This window comes from Flavobacterium circumlabens (assembly GCF_004345565.1).
Lineage (GTDB): Bacteria > Bacteroidota > Bacteroidia > Flavobacteriales > Flavobacteriaceae > Flavobacterium > Flavobacterium circumlabens.
Window position 1 is genome coordinate 609,651 of the sequence record NZ_SLWA01000001.1, and the last position, 24,112, is coordinate 633,762.

The 24,112-nt window shown below is 35.6% G+C and carries 23 protein-coding genes; 21 read left to right on the forward strand and 2 right to left on the reverse strand.

All coding sequences use genetic code 11. The features are described from left to right. Window positions 1-150 precede the first annotated feature (150 nt). The 4 genes from EV142_RS02595 (at window position 151) to EV142_RS02610 (ending at window position 4,880) form a co-directional block, all read left to right on the forward strand. Window positions 151-2,622 (forward strand): TonB-dependent receptor, encoded by a 2,472-nt coding sequence (locus EV142_RS02595; protein ID WP_132032415.1) that lies wholly within the window; start codon window positions 151-153, stop codon window positions 2,620-2,622. Window positions 2,623-2,688: 66 nt separating this feature from the next. After that, window positions 2,689-3,021: a hypothetical protein gene (locus EV142_RS02600; protein ID WP_132032417.1), complete on the forward strand. Its 333-nt coding sequence runs from the start codon at window positions 2,689-2,691 to the stop codon at window positions 3,019-3,021. A 2-nt stretch (window positions 3,022-3,023) separates the two neighbouring features. After that, window positions 3,024-3,326, forward strand: coding sequence for a hypothetical protein (locus tag EV142_RS02605; protein WP_132032419.1), 303 nt, complete (start codon window positions 3,024-3,026; stop codon window positions 3,324-3,326). Window positions 3,327-3,329: 3 nt separating this feature from the next. Further along, window positions 3,330-4,880, forward strand: a complete 1,551-nt coding sequence (locus EV142_RS02610; protein WP_132032421.1) for a PepSY-associated TM helix domain-containing protein — start codon at window positions 3,330-3,332, stop codon at window positions 4,878-4,880. A gap of 186 nt (window positions 4,881-5,066) precedes the next feature. Here the strand turns inward: EV142_RS02610 and EV142_RS02615 are convergent, their stop codons facing one another. Then, window positions 5,067-5,414 (reverse strand): toxin-antitoxin system YwqK family antitoxin, encoded by a 348-nt coding sequence (locus tag EV142_RS02615; protein WP_132032423.1) that lies wholly within the window; start codon window positions 5,412-5,414, stop codon window positions 5,067-5,069. A 211-nt stretch (window positions 5,415-5,625) separates the two neighbouring features. Further along, entirely contained in the window at window positions 5,626-6,621 is a 996-nt protein-coding gene (locus tag EV142_RS02620; protein WP_132032425.1) for a TlpA family protein disulfide reductase, read from the reverse strand. Window positions 6,622-6,779: 158 nt separating this feature from the next. On the opposite strand from EV142_RS02620, the gene aspS reads away from it, so the two are divergent. From aspS to EV142_RS02705, 17 genes are all read left to right on the forward strand, one after another. Beyond that, window positions 6,780-8,531, forward strand: a complete 1,752-nt coding sequence (aspS, locus tag EV142_RS02625; protein ID WP_132032427.1) for an aspartate--tRNA ligase — start codon at window positions 6,780-6,782, stop codon at window positions 8,529-8,531. A gap of 295 nt (window positions 8,532-8,826) precedes the next feature. Beyond that, window positions 8,827-9,021 (forward strand): cold-shock protein, encoded by a 195-nt coding sequence (locus tag EV142_RS02630; protein WP_007137066.1) that lies wholly within the window; start codon window positions 8,827-8,829, stop codon window positions 9,019-9,021. 243 nt (window positions 9,022-9,264) lie between these two features. Further along, window positions 9,265-9,630, forward strand: coding sequence for an NADH-quinone oxidoreductase subunit A (locus tag EV142_RS02635; RefSeq protein ID WP_007809098.1), 366 nt, complete (start codon window positions 9,265-9,267; stop codon window positions 9,628-9,630). Between the two features lie 127 nt (window positions 9,631-9,757). Further along, window positions 9,758-10,306 (forward strand): NADH-quinone oxidoreductase subunit B, encoded by a 549-nt coding sequence (locus tag EV142_RS02640; RefSeq protein ID WP_127338250.1) that lies wholly within the window; start codon window positions 9,758-9,760, stop codon window positions 10,304-10,306. A gap of 1 nt (window position 10,307) precedes the next feature. Further along, entirely contained in the window at window positions 10,308-10,829 is a 522-nt protein-coding gene (locus EV142_RS02645) for an NADH-quinone oxidoreductase subunit C (protein WP_132032429.1), read from the forward strand. Window positions 10,830-10,854: 25 nt separating this feature from the next. Further along, window positions 10,855-12,093, forward strand: a complete 1,239-nt coding sequence (locus tag EV142_RS02650; protein ID WP_132032431.1) for an NADH-quinone oxidoreductase subunit D — start codon at window positions 10,855-10,857, stop codon at window positions 12,091-12,093. Between the two features lie 204 nt (window positions 12,094-12,297). Further along, complete coding sequence (locus tag EV142_RS02655) at window positions 12,298-12,828, forward strand: complex I 24 kDa subunit family protein (RefSeq protein WP_047774917.1); 531 nt, start codon at window positions 12,298-12,300, stop codon at window positions 12,826-12,828. Between the two features lies 1 nt (window position 12,829). Then, window positions 12,830-14,200: an NADH-quinone oxidoreductase subunit NuoF gene (nuoF, locus tag EV142_RS02660; RefSeq protein WP_132032433.1), complete on the forward strand. Its 1,371-nt coding sequence runs from the start codon at window positions 12,830-12,832 to the stop codon at window positions 14,198-14,200. A gap of 104 nt (window positions 14,201-14,304) precedes the next feature. Next, window positions 14,305-15,336: a 2Fe-2S iron-sulfur cluster-binding protein gene (locus EV142_RS02665; protein WP_132032435.1), complete on the forward strand. Its 1,032-nt coding sequence runs from the start codon at window positions 14,305-14,307 to the stop codon at window positions 15,334-15,336. A gap of 2 nt (window positions 15,337-15,338) precedes the next feature. Further along, window positions 15,339-16,394: an NADH-quinone oxidoreductase subunit NuoH gene (gene nuoH / locus EV142_RS02670; protein ID WP_132032436.1), complete on the forward strand. Its 1,056-nt coding sequence runs from the start codon at window positions 15,339-15,341 to the stop codon at window positions 16,392-16,394. A gap of 108 nt (window positions 16,395-16,502) precedes the next feature. Continuing rightward, the gene (locus tag EV142_RS02675) at window positions 16,503-17,048 is read left to right on the forward strand and encodes a NuoI/complex I 23 kDa subunit family protein (RefSeq protein ID WP_127338242.1); all 546 of its coding nucleotides are present in this window, start codon (window positions 16,503-16,505) and stop codon (window positions 17,046-17,048) included. Then, window positions 17,049-17,588: an NADH-quinone oxidoreductase subunit J family protein gene (locus EV142_RS02680; protein WP_132032438.1), complete on the forward strand. Its 540-nt coding sequence runs from the start codon at window positions 17,049-17,051 to the stop codon at window positions 17,586-17,588. It abuts the gene before it with no gap. Then, a complete protein-coding gene (nuoK, locus tag EV142_RS02685; protein ID WP_017494599.1) occupies window positions 17,588-17,908 on the forward strand; it encodes an NADH-quinone oxidoreductase subunit NuoK in 321 nt (106 codons plus the stop codon). Before EV142_RS02680 ends, nuoK begins: the two co-directional genes overlap by 1 nt. Before the next feature lie 6 nt (window positions 17,909-17,914). After that, on the forward strand, window positions 17,915-19,798 hold the full coding sequence (gene nuoL / locus EV142_RS02690; RefSeq protein WP_132032440.1) for an NADH-quinone oxidoreductase subunit L: 1,884 nt from the start codon (window positions 17,915-17,917) through the stop codon (window positions 19,796-19,798). A 10-nt stretch (window positions 19,799-19,808) separates the two neighbouring features. Continuing rightward, window positions 19,809-21,248: a complex I subunit 4 family protein gene (locus tag EV142_RS02695; protein WP_132032442.1), complete on the forward strand. Its 1,440-nt coding sequence runs from the start codon at window positions 19,809-19,811 to the stop codon at window positions 21,246-21,248. 64 nt (window positions 21,249-21,312) lie between these two features. Next, a complete protein-coding gene (locus EV142_RS02700; RefSeq protein ID WP_132032444.1) occupies window positions 21,313-22,704 on the forward strand; it encodes an NADH-quinone oxidoreductase subunit N in 1,392 nt (463 codons plus the stop codon). Window positions 22,705-22,867: 163 nt separating this feature from the next. Continuing rightward, window positions 22,868-23,641 (forward strand): Bax inhibitor-1/YccA family protein, encoded by a 774-nt coding sequence (locus EV142_RS02705; protein ID WP_132032446.1) that lies wholly within the window; start codon window positions 22,868-22,870, stop codon window positions 23,639-23,641. The last annotated feature ends 471 nt before the right edge of the window (window positions 23,642-24,112 follow it).

Genomic DNA, 24,112 nt, shown 5'->3' on the forward strand with positions numbered 1-24,112 from the left:
TTAGCTTAAATCTTGCTTAAGATGTTAATTTTTTGAACAAACGTAAATTTTACCCTTTAAAAAATATTTTATTTAGAATAGATAAAAATAGCTTGTTTGGTTAGGATTCAACAACTAAATTTGCACTATTAAAATCAATTCTAAATAAAAATGAAATCTAAATTTACAATATTGCTTTTGAGTTTCTGTTTTATTTTGTTAGCAGGCACGAAAGTCTGGTCTCAGGAAAAAGCAACTATAAAAGGTCAGATTACCTTAAAAAATAATGAGTCACCGGAAAACATTTCTGTTGTTCTAAAAGGAACAAAATCAGGAACAACTACTGATGAGGAAGGTAATTACACCTTAAAAAACATCAGACCCGGAACTTATATTTTAAAAGTTTCTTCAGTTGGGTACATTACACAGGAAAAATCAATTGTACTTAATGAAGGAGACAACCTGACTCAGAATTTTACTATTTCTACAAATTCAGAAGACTTGACAGAAGTAGTTGTAAATGGCGGTAAAAAAAATCATTTTGCCCGTAAAGAAAATCCACAAGTATCAAGATTACCGCTTAAAAATCTTGAAAATCCACAATCATACACTACGATTACAGGAGAATTATTAAAAGAACAGGTCGTTACCAATTTTGACGATGCTTTAAAAAATGCATCCGGTATTACACCTCTTTGGGCCGCAACAGGGCGTGCCGGAGATGGAGCCGCCTATTATTCTTTAAGAGGTTTCCCGGTTCAGCCAACAATGGTAAATGGTTTACCAGGTTTAACAAACGGAAGTTTAGATCCTGCAAATATTGACAGAATTGAAATTATCAGAGGCCCATCAGGAACTTTGTTCGGAAGCAGCTTAATCTCTTACGGAGGTTTAATCAATACCACTACAAAAAGACCTTACAAAACCTTTGGAGGAGAAGTAAATTATACGGTAGGAAGCTATGGTTTAAATCGTGTAACTGCTGATTTGAATACGCCTCTTAATGAGCAAAAAACTTTAAATTTCAGAATAAACTCAGCCTACAACAAACAAAATAGTTTTCAGGATGCTGGTTTCAGAGAATCTTATTTTGTAGCGCCTTCATTATCTTATGAAGTAAACGACAGATTATCATTCCTGGTTAATACTGAGTTTATGAGTACTGAATCTACCAACCCAACAATGTTGTTTTTAGACAGAGGTGCTCCGTTAAGAGTTCATAATATTAATGAATTAAAATATGACAACAAACGCTCGTACACCAGTAATGAGCTTACGATGAAAACACCGTCTTATAATATTCAGGCTCAGATGAATTATAAGCTTTCAGATCAATGGACTTCACAGACTATATTTTCTAACAGTTCAGCAAGATCAAAAGGAAACTACACTTATTTGTACGAAGGCACAAGCAGTTTCCCAATTACGAAAGGAATTGTTTTGGCCCGATTTTTTACAGATCAGGACAATCAAAATATAACAACTGATATTCAACAAAATTTTAACGGTGATTTTAAAATTGGAAGTATAAGAAATAGAATTGTTGTAGGTTTTGATTACTTTAAAAGAACGGCGACTGATCATAGTACAGGATATTTCGGAAATGGTTATGTTTATATCGGGGATGATCTAGCATCTTTCAATGCTATTCCGGGTATCGGGCCAAGTAATGGTGATACAGGAAATTTGACAAAAGCCGGATCTGATGCAATTATTGGAAACAGCCCTAGAAACGATAATAAAACGAAACAGGAAACGTATAGTGCTTACGTTTCTGATGTAATCAACTTTACTCCGGCATTATCTGCTATGTTAAGTTTACGTGCTGACCGTTTTATGAATGCTAAAAACGACGGATACAATCAAACCGGTTTTTCACCAAAATTTGGATTAGTGTACCAGCCAATTCTGGATAAAGTTTCAGTTTTCGCCAATTACATGAACGGATTTGTTAATGTTGCACCGGGTCAAAATCGTCAGGCTAGTATTGTAACACCGTTAACGTTTAATCCTGAACATGCAGATCAGTTTGAATTTGGAACAAAATTGAATCTTTTTAAAGATAAACTTTACGCTACTTTTAGCTACTATGACATTAAAGTTATTGATCAGGTTTATGTAGTAGAGACACCATACGTAGATCCCGCAGATCCAACAAAGGAACAACCAAATAATCAGACAACATATCAGGATGGGGCTCAAAAGAACAAAGGTTTTGAAGCAGAATTTGTTGCAAACCCAATCAACGGTTTAAATATTGTTTTTGGATACAGTTATAATGATGCCATTTTAACAAAAGGAGACGCGGATTTTGTAAACCGCAGATCTGAAAATGCAGGACCTAGAAACCTGGCAAACCTTTGGGCCAGCTACAAAATCACAAACGGTTTCTTAAGAGGTTTTGGTGTAGGTTTTGGAGGAAATTATGTGGGTGACAATATGATCATGAATAGAAATGTAGCAGGAACTTTTACAATTCCTGAATACACCGTTCTTAACTCCTCTTTGTTTTACAGTGCAGATAAATTTGGAGTAACATTAAAGCTTAACAATATTGCAAATAAAGAAATCTATGATGGATGGTCAACTATTCATCCCAAAGATCCAAGAAGCATTGCTGCCAGCTTTACTTACAAATTCTAATAACAAAATAAACATAAAAACATCTTTCCCTTCAACCGGAAAGATGTTTTATAAATTTATAAAATCATGATAACAATAGCCAGTCTTTTCGTTTTTATCTCTTTTTATATGTTGTATTATACTTCCAGAAAGGCCGTACTCTCTTATGATTATGGTTTTGAAAAATGGATGAATAATAACCCCGGACCAACCAAAATTTCAGGATTGGCCGTACTTCTTTTGGCGTATTCATTATTACTCTTTACCAAAGCCCTGGGAACGGGAACTTTATTGTTTTTCATTCAGTTAATGACAATTGGAAGTTTAATTGTTATCTTATCCCCGCTTAAAGTCATCAACAGTAAAGCAGTTGCTGTACTTTTTATCCTTAGCGGTCTAATAGAAATTTATTACTATTAATTATGCCTGCAAATCCTAAATACCTGACGCAATCAAAAGGACAGCGTTTTGCCAAAATAACAGCTGCTATACTGGGCGGCTATTTCGTTTCTGTGAGTTTTCATCTGGCCCTGGCCTCCTGGTTTAATCGTGTAAATATAATTATGACAATGGCTTTTACAGGATTTATTCTCTGGGTTGCCTTAATGGTCATAGCCTTTTTAGCAAAAAGCGGATTAAAAATCTGGGGAATCTATTTGTTGCTTACCCTGATTTTTTGTGGTATTATCTATCTCGGCCAAACCTATAATCCTATTACCAAATAATCCATGAACAACAGAAATTATAATATCTATTTTCATACGCATACCGTAAGCGGAATCGTAATAAGCGTTGTATTGTTTATTATTTTCTTTGCCGGATCTTTTTCTTTTTTCAGGGATGAAATCATCAATTGGGAACGCGGCGAGTCTGTTGCACTGACCAAAGAAATTGAGCTGAACTACGACGCAACCTTAACTGCTTTAGATAAAAAATACAATTTAGCCGGAAGAACCATTTCGATTTCAAAAGCCAGTAACGAAAGGCGTGTAAATGTTTACATGGAAGGCACCAAAGATACTTTGGCTCCTGCCAAACTAAAAGAAAGCCAGTTCTTCTATTTAGATACCAAAAATCTAAAAACACAAACTTACGAAGAATCGTATTCCTTAGGTGAATTCTTATACAGACTTCATTTTCTGGCACAGGTTCCTTATCCGGTTGGCTATTACCTTTCCGGTTTTGTGGCTTTATTTTTTTTATTTGCCATTGTAACCGGAGTGTTGCTGCACTGGAACAAAATTGTTTCTAATTTTTATACGTTCAGACCAAAAGAAAAGCTGAAAACTTTATGGACCGATTCGCATACGGCTTTAGGTATGATTGGTTTGCCTTTCCAGTTTGTATATGCGGTAACCGGAGCCTTTTTTATGATCAAGCTTCTGATCGTTGCACCAAGTGTTATGGCTTTATATAAAGGAGATCAGACCAAATTATATGATGATTTAGAATACAATAACCCTGTATTTAAATTTGAAAACAAAAAATTAGCCAATCCTTTTCGTATAAATGAACTCGTAGCTAAAACCAAAGGCAATTGGAAAGATTTTGAAATCTACAGTGTCCAGATCCAGAATTACGGGGATGCCAATATGCACGTTATCGTTGAAGGAGAACTGCCATACGACAAAAAATTTACAGCATTCGGTAAAATAATCTATAAAGTCGCTGACGGAAAAATCATAGCCAAAAAAGATCCCGTAACCGACAACAAATATCTGGATGTGGTAAAAAATGTTTTATATCGTATTCACTTTGGCGATTATGGCGGATATGCCCTTAAGATAATCAGTTTTGTCCTTGGTATTATTACCTGCTATGTAATTATATCCGGAGTTATGATTTGGCTTGTTGCGAGGGATAAGAAAAATATGCCGGAGAAAAAACGTCGTTTTAATAATTCCGTGGTACGTATTTATCTGGCGGTTTGCCTGAGCATGTATCCGGTTACAGCATTAGCATTTATTGCAAATAAGGTCTTTCACCCGCTTAGCCAATCAAATATATACAATGTATATTTTATCACCTGGCTGTTATTAATTGTATTCTTCCTGTTAAAGAGAGACATTAACTTCACCAATAAATGGTGCCTGATTTCAGGAAGTGTTTTAGGCTTTTTAATTCCTATTGCCAATGGTATTTGTACCGGGAATTGGTTCTGGAAAACTTTTGCAGCAGATCACACACAAATTTTCTTTATCGATATCTTCTGGTTGGTACTTGCTTCAATTACCTTATTTGTTTCTTTCAAATTAAAAAAAGCAAAAGCACAGCAGTAAAATAATTTTATAGCATGGCCTGAAATAATCCGGGCCATTTGTTTTTATGGTTAGCATTACGGGCTGTATATTTTTTTTCATCCCGAAATAAAAGACATTACCCGAAAAGCAAGGTCTGTTGCAGAAAAAAAAAGGCATAAAAAAAACCGCTCATCAAAGCGGTTCTTTTTTATATTTGAAATTATTTTAATTTCTATTTGCTAAAGCATTTTTTTGTAAATTTTTAACTGAACTTACTTTACTGTTTTCGTAAGCAACTTCAGAAAGGCTGTTTTCATTAAAGAAAATCCACTTTCCAGTTTTCAATCCATTTGTGTATTCCCCCTCAGCAACTTTATTTCCTTTTTCATCATAGGATACCCAAACTCCATCTAATTTACCATCTTTAAAGAAGCCTTCTTGCTGTACTTTACCATTATCATAGTAATAAGTAGCTTTCACTGTATTTCCAACAGCTTCTAATTCTGGTTTATTCTCTTGTGCAACTAAAATTCCAGAGAACAATATTGCAACTAAAATTACACACTTTTTCATATCTTGTAGGTTTTAATGTTATCAAATCTTTACCAAATATAATCAAATGTTTACATTAAAAAAACTTTTAGTTAACAATTTGGTAACATTGGATGAAAAATTAACATTAGAAATCAGAAGCATACAAAGAAACCAGTGCTGAGGCACTGGTTTTACTGGTGTTTTAGCTAAATATTCAATTTACGATAACGTTGTAAATTTGATCAATAAATTAGTTCAATAACGAGTCTAACTGCGTTTGAAGCTCTGGAGAAGAGGGTCTGGCAGCATCAGCACTCACTACATTACCCTGAGGATCTATCAAAATAAATCTCGGAATTCCGGTTACATCATAACTGGTCACAAACGAAGATTTCCAGTCGCTGTCTGAAAATAACTGGATTCCACCCAGCTGTTTATCGGTTACGAATTTTTTCCATTTTTCGTGGTCTTTTAGTACATCGACAGAAATACTGACAAACTCGATATTTTTCCCGTGATATTTTTCTTCCACTTTTTGCAGGAATGGAATTTCAGCTCTGCAGGGTCCGCACCAGGTTGCCCAAAGATCAATGTACACATACTTTCCTTTTAGATCTGAAAGTTTCGTTTTTCCGCCCTTGTGATTTTCATAGTCAAATTCAGCCGAAGGTTTTCCAACAAAGCCCTTCATCTTAGCAGCACTTTCATACATCTGTACAGCGTATTGATTAAACTGCTCAAATGATTTTTTTAGATTTGTTTTAAATTCAGGATCAAAATCACCTTTCTCCACATTGTCCAAATCAGCTTTTGTTTTCCCTGCTAATAAAGTTTTAAATTCAGCCGCTTCTTTCGCGAAAGCTTCATTTTGAAATTTTTCGTCTTTTAGAGCCTGCTGCGCTAAAAAATTACTTTCATTTGTTCCTTTTCCTTTATATACAATTGTTTCATCAAATTCTTTAGCATTCATGGTCAGGTTTACTTCAGAACCTGGTTTCAAAAATAAGGTAGAAGATTCTACTCCGTCAGAAAATCGATAAAACCCTTTCGGAGCCTCAAAAGTAGCAGCAAAAACTTCTTTTTTATTAATCGGAATAACTTGTTTGAAATTATTAGCTCCTTTTATCACTAAGGTATCACTGTTTCGGTTCGTAATTTTAGCCGTAAATTTGATTGGATTTTTGACTTGCCCGACTACATTCAGGGCACTAAAAAGCAACAAACCAGCAACAAAAAGTTTTCTCATATCTAATATAGTTTTGTTTATAGTGACTCAAAACTAAATAAATTCTCCTTTCAAAATTTACGAATTAACAAAATATTTCATTTTAACACGATCTAGTTGCCTACTTTTCTCTATTATTTTGAATTTTGTGTTTACTTTTGCAATCTAAAATTTTGATCATGTATAGAAGTCATAATTGTGGCGAATTAAACGCCTCAAATATTAATACGGAAGTTACACTAGCGGGTTGGGTTCAAAAATCACGCGATAAAGGATTTATGAACTGGGTTGATTTACGCGACCGTTACGGAATCACACAACTTATTTTCGACGAGAGCCGTTCTGATAAAACTGTTTTTGAACTGGCAAAAACGCTTGGAAGAGAATTTGTAATTCAGGTTAAAGGAACTGTTATTGAGCGTGAAGCCAAAAACAAAAATATTCCTACCGGTGATATCGAAATTTTAGTTTCTGAATTAACTATTTTAAATGCTGCCTTAACACCTCCGTTTACAATTGAAGACGAAACAGATGGCGGGGAAGATATCAGGATGAAATACCGCTACCTGGATATTCGTCGTAATCCGGTAAAAAACAGTTTGCTTTTCCGTCACAAAGTGGCAATGGAAGTTCGTAAATATTTATCTGATCTGGATTTCTGTGAAGTAGAAACTCCTTACCTGATCAAATCAACTCCGGAAGGCGCGCGAGATTTCGTGGTTCCAAGCCGTATGAACGAAGGACAGTTTTATGCATTACCACAATCCCCGCAAACTTTCAAACAGTTATTGATGGTGGGTGGAATGGATAAATATTTCCAGATCGTGAAATGTTTCCGTGACGAAGACTTACGTGCAGACCGTCAGCCTGAGTTTACACAAATCGATTGCGAAATGGCATTTGTGGAGCAGGAAGATATTTTGAATGTTTTTGAAGGACTGACAAGACACTTGCTAAAAGAAATTAAAGGTATTGAAGTAGACAAATTTCCAAGAATTACCTACGACTATGCCATGAAAACATATGGAAATGACAAACCGGACATTCGTTTCGGAATGGAATTTGGAGAACTGAACGAATTTGCACAACACAAAGATTTCCCGGTATTTAACGCTGCGGAATTAGTAGTGGGTATCGCCGTTCCCGGAGCAGGAAACTACACCCGTAAAGAAATTGACGGACTGATTGACTGGGTAAAACGTCCCCAAGTGGGTGCATCAGGAATGGTGTATTCAAAATGCAATGACGACGGAACTTACAAATCATCTGTAGATAAATTTTACGATCAGGATGATTTAGGACAATGGGCAAAAATTACAGGTGCAAAACCAGGAGACATGATTTTTGTACTTTCAGGTCCTGCTGATAAAACCCGCGGACAGCTTTCAGCTCTTCGTATGGAATTAGCAACCCGTTTGGGATTGCGTAAACCGGAAGAATTCGCTCCGCTATGGGTAGTTGATTTCCCATTATTGGAATTAGACGAAGAAAGCGGCCGTTACCATGCGATGCACCATCCGTTTACCTCTCCTAAACCGGAAGATATGCATTTATTGGAAACACAACCCGGTAAAGTACGTGCCAATGCCTACGATATGGTCTTAAACGGAAATGAAATTGGTGGAGGATCTATTCGTATTCACGATAAAGCAACACAACAATTAATGTTTAAATACTTAGGATTCACCGAAGAAGAAGCAAAAGCACAATTTGGCTTTTTGATGGATGCTTTCCAATTTGGAGCACCGCCTCACGGAGGATTAGCATTTGGACTAGACAGATTAGTTGCTATTTTAGGTGGTCAGGAAACGATTAGGGATTTTATCGCGTTCCCAAAAAACAATTCAGGACGTGATGTAATGATTGATGCTCCGGCTAAAATTGATGACGCTCAATTAAAAGAATTACACATAAAAGTAAATTTGGTATAAATTCATTCGGAACGAATAAAATTGCTAGCCTGAAAAAATTATAGAAAACAGAAAATTAGAGGTGAATTTTCATCTTTTATTTCATAATTCAGCGCTCCATAAAGTCAAAAAGTTCCTACTTTTTAACATATCTTTAATGATTGCCAATTTAAACAATGACATATCAAAAGAGACGCAAAATAAATAGTAAAAACACTGTAAATCAATAATTTTTACAAAAAATTAACACCTTATTGTCTTTTGTATGAATTTATATATTACATTTGCTTCATTATAAATTATTATTACAATTACAATGCGTACAGGTACAGTAAAATTTTTCAATGAATCTAAAGGTTATGGATTCATTACAGACGAAGAAACAGGAAAAGATATCTTCGTTCACGCTTCAGGAATTAACGCGGAAGAATTACGCGAAGGAGACCGTGTAAGCTACGAAGAAGAAGAAGGAAGAAAAGGGAAAGTTGCTGCTAAAGTAGCAGTAATCTAAGAAAAATATAGCAATTTATTTTTTTTGCCTCTGAATGGTTTTAAAACGTTTCGATTTATTTCGAAACGTTTTTTTTTGCTCAAATCTTAAAAAAATAGTAAAAAAAGCAAAAGTTATTTATAATGAATAAAAATTAGGCATAAACGATGTTTACGACCCTACTTAAATCCTTTTTTAGCTTGTGATTTACAGAGTTGGAAGCTATCTTTGTGGCTTATTTTTTAAGTAAAAATCCCTAAGTTTATGCAATCTGATCAATACAGCTATCTTCCTATTTTAATGCAGCTTATTCTTGCTGTTGGTTTTGTGGTAGGAACTATCATTATTTCCGGAAAATTAGGTCCAAAAAGAACCTCTGAGGTGAAAGATAAGAATTTCGAATGCGGTATCGAATCTGTCGGTAATGCCCGTATTCCTTTTTCGGTAAAATATTTTCTGGTTGCCATTCTTTTCGTATTGTTTGACGTAGAGGTAATTTTCCTTTATCCATGGGCAGTAAACTTTAAAGAATTAGGTATTGAGGGAATGCTGAAAATGATTGTTTTTATGGCTTTGCTTCTGGTTGGTTTTTTCTATATCATCAAAAAGAAAGCTTTAGACTGGGAATAATAATTTATGATTTGAGATTTCAGGTTTTAGATTTCTCAAATGGAAGATTTAACGATATTAAAATTTGATTTTAATTTTTTACGATTTACCCAAATCTAAAATCTGAAATCTAAAATCTAAAATAAAAATGAGCGATTCAAAAGTAAATATGGTTGCCCCTCCTGAAGGTGTTGTTGGTGAAGGTTTCTTCGCAACAAAACTAAATGATGTTGTAGGTATGGCTCGTGCGAATTCTCTTTGGCCTTTGCCGTTCGCAACTTCTTGTTGCGGAATCGAGTTTATGGCAACAATGGCTTCCCATTATGATTTGGCAAGATTTGGTTCCGAACGTGTGAGTTTCTCTCCCCGTCAGGCTGATATGTTAATGGTTATGGGAACTATTTCTAAAAAAATGGCACCCATCTTAAGACAGGTTTACGAACAAATGGCTGAACCACGCTGGGTAATTGCTGTCGGAGCCTGTGCTTCATCAGGCGGAATTTTTGACACTTATTCTGTTTTACAGGGAATTGACAAAGTTATTCCGGTTGACGTTTATGTTCCCGGATGTCCTCCAAGACCAGAACAAATTGTTGACGGTGTAATGAAACTACAAGAATTAGTAAGAAGCGAATCTGTAAGACGCAGAAGTTCTCCTGAATACCAGGAATTATTAGCTTCATATAATATTTCATAAAATGGCATTAGAAAATACCCTGATTCAAGATAAACTTACAGAAACATTTGACGCAAGTGTTTTTAACTTTCAAGAGGAAAGAGATATTTTTTCCCTGGAAACAACAGCTGATAAAATCACTTCTTTGATTCTTTTCCTGAAAAATGATGCTGATTTACGATTTCACTTTTTAACGGATTTATGCGGTATTCACTACCCTGATAATGAAGTGGATCGTCAGTTCGCAATCGTATATCATTTACACAACTGGTACGAAAACAAACGTATCAGAATCAAAGTTTACCTAAACGGCGAAAAACCGGAAATAAAAACGATTTCAAATATTTTTCTGAGCTCCAACTGGATGGAAAGAGAAACATACGATTTCTTCGGTGTTAACTTTATTGGTCATCCGCAATTGAAACGTATTTTGAATATGGATGAAATGATCTCTTTTCCAATGCGAAAAGAATTCCCGCTGGAAGACAGTGGAAGAACGGATAAGGATGACAGATTCTTTGGAAGAACAACAACAAATTGCTAAAAAATAAATAATTCAACATTATAAAATGTCAGAACTATTATTACCACCAGAGCATCGCTATGCTAAAATAGTTAAGGATAAACTAAACGAAGACGGAAGCGAGCTTTCCGTTTTGAATTTAGGTCCGACACACCCTGCCACTCACGGTATTTTTCAAAATATCCTGTTGATGGATGGTGAGAGAATTCTTGAAGCTGAACCAACAATCGGTTACATCCACAGAGCTTTCGAAAAAATCGCCGAAAATCGCCCTTTTTATCAAATTACACCTCTTACAGACCGTATGAACTATTGTTCCTCCCCGATCAATAACATGGGATGGTGGATGACTTTAGAAAAACTACTAAATATTGAAGTTCCTAAAAGAGCCCAGTACCTAAGAGTTATCGTAATGGAATTGGCGCGTATTACCGATCACTTAATCTGTAATTCAATTCTGGGTGTTGATACTGGTGCTTACACCGGTTTCTTATATGTTTTTCAATTTAGAGAAAAAGTTTACGAAATCTACGAAGAAATTTGTGGTGCCCGTTTAACAACAAATATGGGAAGAATCGGTGGTTTCGAAAGAGACTGGTCACCGGAAGCTTTCCGCAAACTGGATGTGTTTTTAAAAGAATTTCCTGTCGCCTGGCAAGAATTTGAAAACCTATTCGAAAGAAACAGAATTTTCCTTGACAGAACCGTAAACGTAGGTGCCATCTCAGCAGAGCAGGCAATGGCTTACGGATTTACAGGTCCGAATTTACGTGCTGCCGGAGTTGATTATGACGTTCGTGTTGCACATCCTTACTCGTCTTACGAAGATTTCGATTTTATTGTTCCTGTTGGAAAATCAGGTGACACATACGACCGTTTCTGTGTTCGTAATGCCGAAGTTCGCGAAAGTTTAAGCATCATTCGTCAGGCTTTGGACAAAATGCCGGCCGGAAACGAATATCACGCAGAAGTTCCGGATTATTACCTTCCTCCAAAAGAAGATGTTTACGCTTCTATGGAATCATTAATCTATCACTTTAAAATTGTAATGGGAGAAGTTCCTGTACCGGTTGCAGAAATTTACCACCCTGTTGAAGGAGGAAATGGAGAATTAGGATTTTATTTAGTGACAGACGGAAGCAGAACGCCATACAGATTACATTTCAGAAGACCTTGTTTTATTTATTATCAGGCCTATCCTGAAATGATCAAAGGTGCTTTACTATCAGATGCAATTGTTATTCTGTCCAGTTTAAATGTAATTGCCGGAGAATTAGACGCGTAGAAATATTGCCGATTTTAGAATTTAGATTTTAGATTGCAAAATGAGATTGCGGACTTTAGAATTTAGATTGAAAATCTGGGCTTACATAGAATTGAAAAATTCAGGATTGAAGAATCTAAAACTTAAAAAAGGATTGCAGAATATAGATTATAGACAAAGATTTGAAAAAATCCGAAATCTAAAATCCGAAATCTAAAATAAAAAATGGAGCGTAAACATTACAAACAAGAAATAAACATGACTGAAGCATTGATGAACCGCATCAATGAATTGATCAGTCATTATCCGGAAGACAAAAGAAAATCAGCTTTGCTGCCTGTTTTGCATGAAGTCCAGGATGCTCATGACAATTGGTTGAGTACGGAATTACAGGATAAAGTTGCTGAAATTTTGCACATCAAACCCATTGAGGTTTATGAAGTGGTTACTTTTTACACCATGTACAACCAAAAACCAATTGGAAAATACATGTTCGAATTTTGTCAGACTTCTTGTTGTTGTTTAAATGGTGCCGAAAATTTAATGGATTATACTTCTGAAAAATTAGGCATTAAAATGGGCGAAACAACTCCGGACGGAATGTTTACCATTGCCGGTGTTGAATGTTTAGGGGCTTGCGGATATGCTCCGATGATGCAGTTAGGCGATTTCTACAAAGAAAAACTAACAGAAGAAAAAATCGATCAGTTAATCGCTGATTGCAGAGACGATAAAATAATATTACACGATAAATAATATGTCACAAAAAATATTATTAGACAAAATCAATGTTCCGGGTATTAAAACCTATGAAGTTTATCGCCAAAACGGTGGTTATGCTTCTGTAGAAAAAGCTTTGAAAACACTTACTCCGGACGAAGTTGTGGAAGAAGTGAAAAAATCGGGACTTCGTGGTCGTGGTGGAGCTGGTTTCCCTGCCGGAATGAAATGGAGTTTTATTGATAAAAAATCCGGAAAACCAAGACATTTGGTTTGTAATGCCGATGAGTCTGAACCGGGAACTTTCAAAGATCGTTATTTGATGGAATTTATTCCTCACCTTTTGATCGAAGGAATGATTACCTCAAGTTTTGCCCTGGGCGCTAACCTTTCGTATATCTACATTCGTGGAGAATATATGTGGGTTTTCAAAATATTAGAAAGAGCGATCGCCGAAGCTAAGGCTGCCGGTTGGTTAGGAAAAAATATATTAGGAACAGGTTACGATTTAGAACTATATGTTCACTGTGGAGCCGGAGCTTATATTTGTGGAGAAGAAACTGCACTTATTGAGTCACTGGAAGGCAAAAGAGGAAACCCTCGTATCAAACCACCATTTCCGGCGGTTTCGGGACTTTGGGCCAATCCAACAGTGGTAAACAATGTGGAGACTATCGCCACTGTGCCTTGGATTATCAACAATTCCGGTGATGATTATGCCAAAATTGGTGTGGGTCGTTCAACAGGAACTAAATTAATCTCAGCTTCAGGACACATTAAAAATCCGGGAGTTTACGAAATTGAATTAGGTTTAAGTGTAGATGAATTCATGAATTCTGATGAATATTTAGGCGGAATGTCTTCGAGCAGACCTTTGAAAGCGTTTGTTCCCGGAGGTTCTTCTGTGCCAATTTTACCAGCTGAATTGATTTTTAAAACAGCAAACGGTGAAGACCGATTAATGACTTACGAATCTCTAAGTGATGGTGGTTTTGCTACCGGATCTATGTTAGGTTCAGGAGGATTTATCGTGTATAATGATACGGCTTGTGTGGTAAGAAACACCTGGAATTTTGCCCGTTTCTATCACCACGAATCCTGCGGACAATGTACACCTTGCCGTGAAGGAACCGGATGGCTGGAAAAAATATTATGGAGAATCGAAAACGGTCAGGGCCGTGAAGAGGATATCGAATTATTGTGGAGCATTCAAAGCAAAATTGAAGGAAACACAATTTGTCCACTTGGTGATGCAGCTTCCTGGCCGGTAGCAGCCGCGATTCGTCATTTTAGAGATGAATTTGAATATCACGTTCGTTTCCCGGAAAAAATAAAAAACAGAGATCACTTTGTTGCTGAACCTTTTTCGCAAGTGAAACATTTAGTAGGCGGTAAAGTAATAATATAGTCAAAGTTAAAAATAGTTTCAAGTTTCAAGTTTTTTTAGTTTCAATACCGATAGCTATCGGCAGTGAAACTTTAAACCTGAAACTAAAAAAACAAAACAAAGAGATGAAGGTAACCATAGACGGTCAAAGTATAGACGTAGAACCAGGAACAACGATCCTGCAGGCTGCACGTATGATTGGAGGAGATTTAGTTCCGCCAGCCATGTGCTATTACTCCAAATTAAAAGGCAGCGGCGGTAAATGTCGTTGTTGTTTAGTGGAAGTTTCTAAAGGAAGTGAAGCTGACCCAAGACCAATGCCAAAATTAATGGCATCTTGCGTAACAGGATGTATGGACGGAATGGAAGTAAACAGTAAATCTTCAGACAGAGTAACGGAAGCCCGCAAATCTGTAACTGAATTTTTATTGATCAATCACCCATTAGACTGCCCGGTTTGTGATCAGGCTGGTGAGTGCGATTTGCAAAACTTAAGTTTTGAGCACGGAAATCCAAAATCACGTTTCATTGAAGAAAAAAGAACATTTGAACCGGAAGATATCGGTCCGAATATTCAACTGCATATGAACCGTTGTATCTTATGTCAAAGATGTGTGCAAGTGGCAGATCAACTTACAGACAACAGAGTTCACGGGGTATTAGATCGTGGAGACCACGCTAATATTTCTACCGGAATTTCTAAAGCGATCGACAATGAATTCTCAGGAAACATGATTGATGTTTGCCCGGTTGGGGCGTTGACTGACAAGACTTTCCGTTTCAAATCGAGAGTTTGGTTCAACAAACCTTACAATGCGCACAGAGAATGTACTACTCCGGGATGTTGTGGAAAAACTACGGTTTGGATGTTTGGAGGAGAAATTCAACGTGTTACAGGTCGTAAAGACGAATATCATGAAGTAGAAGAATTCATCTGTAATTCTTGCCGTTTCGACCACAAAAATGTAAACGACTGGACAATTGAAGGACCAAGAGAATTTGAAAAAGATTCTGTTATCAATCAAAACAACTACACTCAGAAATTAGAGAAAGTAGAAATCGATACAGAGAAAAATATCCTTTTAGGAAGAGATATTGACCGTAAAAAAATTAGTATGGCTGAAATTCCGTTAAACACTAACAACCAAAACTCTTAACGATGGTAGATGGTGCATTTATTATAGAAAAAAGTGTTGTAATTGTGGTGGTTTTTGCTGTAACAATGATTATGGCCATGTATTCTACCTGGGCTGAACGTAAAGTGGCCGCTTTTTTACAAGACCGTGTCGGACCTAACCGTGCAGGTTGGGGAGGTTTATTACAGCCTCTTGCCGATGGTTTGAAATTATTCTCCAAAGAAGAATTTTTCCCGAATACACCTAACAAATTCTTATTTGTTGTGGGTCCGGCAATTGCCATGAGTACTGCTTTAATGACCAGTGCCGTAATTCCGTGGGGAGATCGCCTGCATATTTTCGGAAGAGATGTTCTTCTACAGGCTACGGATATCAATATTGGTTTATTGTATTTCTTCGGAGTAGTTTCTGTTGGAGTGTACGGTATCATGATCGGTGGATGGGCCTCGAACAATAAATTCTCTTTGATGGGAGCTGTTCGTGCGGCCTCTCAAATGGTCTCTTATGAAGTGGCTATGGGATTATCGATGATTGCTTTATTGATGATGACCGGAACTTTAAGCTTAAAAGAAATCTCTGAGCAACAGGCAGGAATGAACTGGAATGTATTTTACCAACCATTATCTTTCCTGATTTTCCTGATTTGTGCTTTTGCAGAAACCAACAGAACTCCTTTTGATTTGGCGGAATGTGAATCTGAATTAATTGGGGGTTATCATACTGAATATTCCTCTATGAAAATGGGATTTTACTTATTTGCTGAATATGCGAATATGTTTATCTCAGCTACTATTATATCTGTATTGTTTTTTGGAGGTTACAATTATCCGGGAATGCAATGGATGGTAGAAAATGTTGGCGTTAATACCGCTAACCTTTTGGGAATTGCAGTATTGTTTGTTAAAATATGTTTTTTCATCTTTTTCTATATGTGGGTTCGTTGGACAATTCCAAGATTCAGATATGATCAGTTGATGAATTTAGGATGGAAAATATTAATTCCGCTTTCGATCGTTAATATCATGATTACCGGAGTTGTTATTTTAAGAAGTGAAATTGCAGCCTTTTTAGGTTTTTAATACGGAGTAACCCAACCCTGATAGCAGCGGGATTAACTTCAAATAAAAATAAAATAGATTTTGAATTTGTTTAGCACAACTTGAAAATCATAAATCATACGTTAAAAAATGTCAATAGAAACTATATCATTATCAGGTAGAAAAAAGATGGTCTCCAATAAGGAGATGACCTTTTTGGAACGTTTGTATCTTGTAGCGATTGTAAAAGGATTATTTATTACGGTAAAGCACTTATTCAGAAAAAAAGTGACGATCCATTATCCGGAACAAGTACGTGAAATGAGTCCTGTATACCGCGGTCAGCACCAATTGAAACGTGATGAGCAAGGTCGTGAAAACTGTACAGCTTGTGGATTATGCGCTTTATCATGTCCTGCTGAAGCCATCACCATGAAAGCCGCTGAACGTAAAGCTGATGAAAAGCATTTGTACAGAGAAGAAAAATATGCATCGATTTATGAAATCAACATGCTTCGTTGTATTTTCTGTGGTTTGTGCGAGGAAGCTTGTCCAAAAGATGCCATCTATCTGACTACTTCGAAAGTTTTGGTTCCTTCAAGTTACGAAAGAGAAGATTTCATTTTTGGAAAAGACAGATTAGTGATGCCTCTTGATGTGGCAATCAAAAATGCCCAACTTAATAATGCTAACTAAATGATACATATTCCTGATTTTGCACACGCAACTACTGTACAAATTATATTTTGTTTCTTAGCGTTTATTACGGTAATCACCGCTTTTTTGACCATCTTTAGCAGAAACCCGATTCACAGTGCTATCTATTTAGTAATTTGTTTCTTTTCGATCGCTGGTCATTACTTATTATTAAATTCACAATTTTTGGCTATCGTACATCTTATTGTATATTCCGGGGCTATTATGATTTTGTTCCTGTTTACGATCATGTTAATGAATCTAAACGAACGCCATCAGGTACACAGACCCAGAATTACACGTTTGGGCGCCATAGTTTCTTTTTGCTTGATTTGCGTTGTATTAATCGCAATTTTCATAAACTCGAAACCGATTGTTGGAGCATATGATTCTACCGGTGAAGATTTTCAATCGATAAAAGTACTGGGTAAAATATTATTGAACGAATATATGGTTCCGTTTGAATTTGCATCGATTTTGCTTTTGGTAGCGATGATTGGAACTGTATTATTGTCTAAAAAAGAAAAATTAAATAAATAATGGGTAATATATTAAATCAAATAGGTATTGAAAATTACATCTTTTTAAGTGTTGTACTTTTCTGTATTGGTATTTTTGGTGTATTGTACAGACGAAATGCTATTATCGTTTTTATGTCTATCGAAATCATGCTGAATGCGGTTAACCTTTTATTTGTAGCTTTTTCAACCTATCATCAGGATGCACAAGGACAAGTTTTTGTTTTCTTTTCGATGGCAGTTGCTGCGGCTGAAGTGGCAGTAGGATTGGCTATTTTAGTTTCGATCTTTAGAAATTTAGGTTCGATTAGTATCGATAATTTAAAAAATTTAAAAGGATAAATGGAAATGAATACCAATTTAGCTTTAGTTTTAGTATTAGCTCCTTTTTTAGGATTTTTAATCAATGTCTTCTTTGGAAAAAGCTTAGGCAAAACAGTTTCCGGTATCATCGGAACGGCTGCAGTAGTAGTTTCGTTTGCTGTTACACTTTTCTTTTTCTCTGAGATTACACAAACAAAACAAGCCATTCAAGTAACCTTATTTGACTGGATTCAGATTAGCAATCTTCATATTAATCTTGGATTTTTATTAGATCAGCTGTCCTTACTCTGGTTACTTTTTGTAACGGGTATCGGCTCACTGATTCATTTATATTCTATCAGCTACATGCACGATGATGAGAATATGCATAAGTTTTTCTCTTATTTAAACTTGTTCGTGTTTTTCATGATTACACTTGTAATGGGAAGTAACTTATTAGTTTTATTTATTGGCTGGGAAGGTGTTGGACTTTGTTCGTACTTATTAATTGGATTCTGGTATAAAAATCAGGATTACAATGATGCTGCGAAGAAAGCTTTCATCATGAACAGAATTGGAGATTTAGGTCTTTTGATCGGAATGTTTATTCTTGGTTCCATGTTCTCTACTCTGGATTATGCCACTTTAAAAACTGCAATTGCCGGAGCAACTAACTTAAATATTCCATTGCTTTCATTAGCTGCTTTGTGTTTATTTATTGGTGCTTGTGGTAAATCTGCGCAGATTCCGTTATACACCTGGCTACCGGATGCAATGGCAGGACCAACTCCGGTATCTGCGTTGATTCACGCTGCTACGATGGTGACAGCCGGTATCTTTATGGTAACAAGGTTAAATTTCGTATTTGACTTAGCGCCGGATGTTCAGACTGTTATTGCTGTAATTGGAGCTGTGACTTCATTGGTTGCTGCAACAATTGGTTTGGTTCAGACCGATATCAAAAAAGTATTGGCTTATTCTACCGTTTCCCAATTAGGTTTAATGTTTTTAGCCTTAGGATTTGGTGCTTACGAAGTAGCCGTTTTCCACGTAATCACACATGCTTTCTTTAAAGCTTGTTTGTTCTTAGGATCAGGTTCTGTAATTCATGGTTTACATGGAGAACAGGATATGCGTAAGATGGGTGGTTTGCGTAAAGCAATGCCGGTTACATTCTGGACGATGTTGATTTCATCATTAGCAATTTCAGGTGTTCCGTTTTTCTCCGGTTTCTTCTCAAAAGATGAAATATTAATGACGGCTTTCCACCACAGTATTCCACTGTACGTCGTTGGATCTATTGCTTCTATTTTGACGGCTTTTTATATGTTCCGATTAATGTTCTTAACCTTCTTTAAAGAATTTAGAGGAACAGAAGAACAAAAATATCATTTACATGAAAGTGACGGTTTAATTACTTTCCCTTTAATGATTTTAGCACTATTGGCTACATTCGGCGGATTAATAAGCTTACCTGGAAACAGTTGGTTAAACGACTATTTAGCACCACTTTTCACAAAAGTAGCTGGTGAAGAACATCATTTAGGAACAACAGAGTACACTCTGATGGGAATTGCTGTCGCAGGCGGATTGTTAGGTATTTTAATTGCTTACATCAAATACTTTAAACAGGATAATGTTCCTGAATCTGACGAAAATATTACCGGATTAACGAAGGTTTTATATAACAAATATTATGTAGATGAAATTTATGATGTGATATTTGTACGCTCTGTAAATGTTTTATCACGATTTTTCAGGGATTATATCGAAACCGGTTTATCTGCCTTTGTTTTCGGACTGGGTAAAGTAACAAATGAAATAGGTTTTCAGGGTAAAAAATTACAAAACGGAAGTATCGGATTATATCTTTTCGCTTTTGTTTTGGGTCTTTGTGCCATTATTTCCTATATATTTTTAGCTCAATAATTTTATAACTATGAACGTTTCTCTTATATTAATTATTCTTTTAATTGGTGCATTTGCCACTTATTTTGTTGGTGACAAACTTGCTTCAAAAGTAGCCTTGTTCTTTAGTTTAGCAGCTTTGGGCTGTTCGCTGGTTTTGTTAAGCCATTTCAATGCGGGCGAAAACATCAGCTTAATCAATGCCTGGATTACACAGCCTAAAATTTCATTTGCTTTAAATGCAGACGGATTAGCGATTGCAATGCTTTTGTTAACTGTGGCTTTAACCCCAATTATTATATTCTCTTCTTTTGGAAATGAATATAAAAATGCGAAAGGTTTTTATGCTTTAATTTTATTTATGGCCTTTGCAATGACAGGAACTTTCCTTGCTGCAGATGGTTTATTATATTATATTTTCTGGGAATTATCCCTTATTCCAATTTATTTTATTGCGCTGATCTGGGGTAACGGAGATGCTGAGGAACGCAGAAAAGCAGTGGTTAAATTCTTTATTTATACACTTGCCGGTTCGCTGTTTATGTTAGTTGCTTTCATTTATTTATATCAAAAAGCGGGAAGTTTTCTAATCGAAGACTTATATAAACTGAATTTATCCCCAACAGAACAGCTTTGGATTTTCTTAGCTTTCTTTTTGGCGTATGCAATTAAAATTCCGATTATTCCTTTCCACACCTGGCAGGCAAACGTATACCAAAAAGCACCAACCGTTGGAACCATGCTTTTATCCGGGATCATGCTAAAAATGGGATTGTACAGTGTCATCCGTTGGCAATTGCCAATTGCTCCCCTTGCAGCAAAAGAATATATGAATATTTTTATTGCTTTAGGAATTGCAGGTGTAATCTATGGTTCTATTGTAGCGTTGAGACAAAAAGACCTTAAAAAATTATTAGCGTATTCTTCTTTGGCTCACGTTGGATTAATTGCTGCAGGAACTTACACCTTAACTCTTGACGGTTTGCGTGGCGCTGTCCTGCAAATGATTGCTCACGGTTTTGTTGTAGTCGGATTATTCTATGCTGCCGAAATTATCTTCAGAAGATTTGAAACAAGGAAAATTTCTGAATTGGGCGGTATTCGTATCCAATCTCCAAAATTTACGTCAATGTTTTTAATTTTGGTTTTGGCCTCTGTTGCGTTGCCAAGTACTTTTAATTTTGTTGGAGAATTCACCGTTTTATATAGTCTTTCACAGATAAATGTATGGTTCGCTGTTTTAGGCGGAACCACTATTATCCTGGGAGCGTATTATATGCTTAAGATGTTTCAAAATGTAATGTTGGGAGATGCTAATTCAAAAACATTTGCTGATGTTTCTGTTAATGAAGGAATTTCATTAGTCGTAATTATTGCGGTTTTAATCTTCTTCGGATTTTATCCAAAGCCAATTACAGATTTGATCACACCAAGTTTAGAGACGATTTTAAACGTTATCAATAAAAATTAATATTTTAAATAAAAATAAATTAGGGCATCATTGGTTTTAGATTTCCTAAATCAAAAAAACAAAAATGAATACATTAATAGCTATAACGGGATTGGGTATTTTCTGCCTATTGTTTGAAATTCTTAATTTAAGGAAAGCCATCGTTCCTTTTACAATTGTTGGACTTTTGGGAGTTTTGGCACTTAATTTTTATGAATTCGGTTCGACAGGAAGTTATTACAATAACATGATTGAAGTGAGTAAATTCTCTACTGCTTTTTCATCATTATTTATTGTGCTGACGATTTTCTTAGTAGCCTTAAGTCATAATTTTTATGAAAATCATCAAACTAAAATCTCCGATTTTATTGCTATAAAAGTATTTTTATTAGCAGGAGGTGTAGCGATGGTGTCTTTTGGAAACTTAGCTATGTTTTTCTTAGGAATTGAAATTTTATCCATCGCCTTATATATCCTTGCGGCAAGTGATCGTCTGAACTTAAAAAGTAACGAAGCCGGTATGAAGTATTTCTTAATGGGTTCATTCGCATCAGGAATTATTCTATTCGGAATTTGTTTGATTTACGGGGCAATGGGAAGCTTTGATGTTGTTGAAATACATGAAAGTTCTTTATCTGCAGAGTTGCCAATCTGGTTTCCAATCGGAATGGTTTTGGTGGTCATCGGAATGTTATTCAAAGTGGCTGCTGTACCGTTTCATTTTTGGGCACCGGATGTATATGAAGGTTCTCCGGCATTAACAACAGCTTTAATGAGTACTTTGGCAAAAGTTATTGCTATCGCAACCTTATATAAATTAGTAAGCGCATTAAATTTAATCCCGTCACTTGAAAATCAGGATCTCTTAGGAACATTTGAAATAATTGTTGTAATCGTATCGATGGCTTCTATGACCGTAGGTAATATTATGGCATTGCGTCAGGTAAATGTAAAACGTATGCTGGCATTCTCAGGAATCTCACATGCAGGATTTATGTTAATGACTTTGTTAAGCGTTGCAACTTCAGCAGGTGTTTTATTGTATTATACTGCTGCTTATGCTTTGGCCGGAATTGCTGCTTTCAGCGTTATCTTATATGTTTGTAAAAATCAGGATAACGAAGACATCACCAACTTCCACGGATTAGGGAAAACAAATCCTTTATTAGCCGCTATACTGACAGGTTCGTTATTATCAATGGCCGGAATTCCGATCTTCTCCGGATTTTTTGCCAAGTTGTTTTTATTCAATCAAACGATTCAGGGCGGATATATTGCCTTGGTTATCGTAGCAGTAATCAACTCCATTATTAGTGTTGGCTATTATTTCAAACTAATTTTGGCCATGTACTCAAAAGAACCAAATGAAGTGCGCACCGGAAAACCTTTCCTTATTTACGCTGTTGCAATTATTTCTATTGTTTTGAATATTGCTTTGGGATTATTTCCTTCTTTAGTTTTAGATTTACTGAAATAGAAATTTCAATCTTTATATATAAAAATCCATCAGTGAGAGCTGATGGATTTTTTATTTTAGCATTACTTTATTCAGAAGAAAAAATCATGTTAAAAAAAATACAGAAACAATTCCACTTCAAAAAAACTCCATATATTTGACTACAATTAAAAGTATTAGAACTATGAACTTCAATTCAAAAAATCCTTTTTTAAGCAACAAGCGTTTTTCATCAAATGCGGTTTCAAAAGCTGAAGAAGTACACCACGCACAGATTATTGACTATAATCAGGAAATGACTTTATCAGGTACTATTAATAAGACCGCCATTTTATTTTTAATCTTATGCGGATCATCCATAATAACGTGGTGGATGGCGTTTAACGGAATGAATGTAATGCTGCCAACAATTGGCGGTGCTATTGTTGGACTTATTTTAGTTGTAATTTCTGCATTCAAACCACAGGCTTCTCCTTATTTAGCGCCAGGGTACGCCTTATTTGAAGGTCTGTTTATAGGAGGAATTTCTGCTATTTTTGAGGCCAGATATCCTGGAATCGTAGTCAATGCTGTTGGAGCAACTCTGGTTACTTTCTTAATTTGTCTGGGATTATACAAATTTAAAATCGTAAAAGTAACGGAACAATTTAGATCTGTTGTTATTGCTGCAACCTTAGCCATTGCAACGTATTACTTAATTTCATGGGTAGTATCCATGTTTACCAGCTTCACTCCTGTTCATCATGGAAATTCCTTAATGAGTATTGGAATTAGCGTTTTTGTAATTATCATAGCGGCTTTAAATATATTTCTGGATTTCGACCAAATCGAAAAAGGAGTACAACAAAAAATGCCGAAATTTATGGAATGGTACGGTGCAATGGGATTAGTGATCACACTAGTTTGGTTGTATATTGAATTCCTGAGATTACTTTCAAAACTATCAAGCAAAGACTAATTTCTTTACTTCCTTCTCATAAAAAAGAGCCTTTTTGAAATTCAAAAAGGCTCTTTTTTTCGTTTAAAATTGAAATTAATTCCCTTCTTCTATTTTTCAGTTACCGGAATAAATTCATCCAATTTGAATTAAATCGGTGATACTATCTCTATTTTATTGTTTAAAAAGATAACTCAGTCCTCTACAAAAATCGATTTTTAGAATGATATACAAATTCATTTTAGTCCAAAATTGATTTAAAAACTAATTTTTGATGTAAAAAACGCTTTACAACTTTATCAATTTAACAGTATTTTTCTTTTTATTTGAAAAGATTAAATATTTCGCCACATTTTGATTTCTTACATTATTTTTTCAGTAATAATGATTTTGTAAAATCTGAAAAGTGTAGTAAAAATAATACTTCCGAAAGATTTATTTAAATATGTAATAAATTACAATTAATGCAATTTATTACATATAACATATTCA

What these genes read in the sequence shown, in the direction of transcription:
- EV142_RS02595 (WP_132032415.1), top strand. Translation starts at nt 151, where the DNA reads ATGAAATCTAAATTTACAATATTGCTTTTGAGTTTCTGTTTTATTTTG.
- EV142_RS02600 (WP_132032417.1), top strand. Translation starts at nt 2,689, where the DNA reads ATGATAACAATAGCCAGTCTTTTCGTTTTTATCTCTTTTTATATGTTG.
- EV142_RS02605 (WP_132032419.1), top strand. Translation starts at nt 3,024, where the DNA reads ATGCCTGCAAATCCTAAATACCTGACGCAATCAAAAGGACAGCGTTTT.
- EV142_RS02610 (WP_132032421.1), top strand. Translation starts at nt 3,330, where the DNA reads ATGAACAACAGAAATTATAATATCTATTTTCATACGCATACCGTAAGC.
- EV142_RS02615 (WP_132032423.1), bottom strand. Translation starts at nt 5,414, where the DNA reads ATGAAAAAGTGTGTAATTTTAGTTGCAATATTGTTCTCTGGAATTTTA.
- EV142_RS02620 (WP_132032425.1), bottom strand. Translation starts at nt 6,621, where the DNA reads ATGAGAAAACTTTTTGTTGCTGGTTTGTTGCTTTTTAGTGCCCTGAAT.
- aspS (WP_132032427.1), top strand. Translation starts at nt 6,780, where the DNA reads ATGTATAGAAGTCATAATTGTGGCGAATTAAACGCCTCAAATATTAAT.
- EV142_RS02630 (WP_007137066.1), top strand. Translation starts at nt 8,827, where the DNA reads ATGCGTACAGGTACAGTAAAATTTTTCAATGAATCTAAAGGTTATGGA.
- EV142_RS02635 (WP_007809098.1), top strand. Translation starts at nt 9,265, where the DNA reads ATGCAATCTGATCAATACAGCTATCTTCCTATTTTAATGCAGCTTATT.
- EV142_RS02640 (WP_127338250.1), top strand. Translation starts at nt 9,758, where the DNA reads ATGAGCGATTCAAAAGTAAATATGGTTGCCCCTCCTGAAGGTGTTGTT.
- EV142_RS02645 (WP_132032429.1), top strand. Translation starts at nt 10,308, where the DNA reads ATGGCATTAGAAAATACCCTGATTCAAGATAAACTTACAGAAACATTT.
- EV142_RS02650 (WP_132032431.1), top strand. Translation starts at nt 10,855, where the DNA reads ATGTCAGAACTATTATTACCACCAGAGCATCGCTATGCTAAAATAGTT.
- EV142_RS02655 (WP_047774917.1), top strand. Translation starts at nt 12,298, where the DNA reads ATGGAGCGTAAACATTACAAACAAGAAATAAACATGACTGAAGCATTG.
- nuoF (WP_132032433.1), top strand. Translation starts at nt 12,830, where the DNA reads ATGTCACAAAAAATATTATTAGACAAAATCAATGTTCCGGGTATTAAA.
- EV142_RS02665 (WP_132032435.1), top strand. Translation starts at nt 14,305, where the DNA reads ATGAAGGTAACCATAGACGGTCAAAGTATAGACGTAGAACCAGGAACA.
- nuoH (WP_132032436.1), top strand. Translation starts at nt 15,339, where the DNA reads ATGGTAGATGGTGCATTTATTATAGAAAAAAGTGTTGTAATTGTGGTG.
- EV142_RS02675 (WP_127338242.1), top strand. Translation starts at nt 16,503, where the DNA reads ATGTCAATAGAAACTATATCATTATCAGGTAGAAAAAAGATGGTCTCC.
- EV142_RS02680 (WP_132032438.1), top strand. Translation starts at nt 17,049, where the DNA reads ATGATACATATTCCTGATTTTGCACACGCAACTACTGTACAAATTATA.
- nuoK (WP_017494599.1), top strand. Translation starts at nt 17,588, where the DNA reads ATGGGTAATATATTAAATCAAATAGGTATTGAAAATTACATCTTTTTA.
- nuoL (WP_132032440.1), top strand. Translation starts at nt 17,915, where the DNA reads ATGAATACCAATTTAGCTTTAGTTTTAGTATTAGCTCCTTTTTTAGGA.
- EV142_RS02695 (WP_132032442.1), top strand. Translation starts at nt 19,809, where the DNA reads ATGAACGTTTCTCTTATATTAATTATTCTTTTAATTGGTGCATTTGCC.
- EV142_RS02700 (WP_132032444.1), top strand. Translation starts at nt 21,313, where the DNA reads ATGAATACATTAATAGCTATAACGGGATTGGGTATTTTCTGCCTATTG.
- EV142_RS02705 (WP_132032446.1), top strand. Translation starts at nt 22,868, where the DNA reads ATGAACTTCAATTCAAAAAATCCTTTTTTAAGCAACAAGCGTTTTTCA.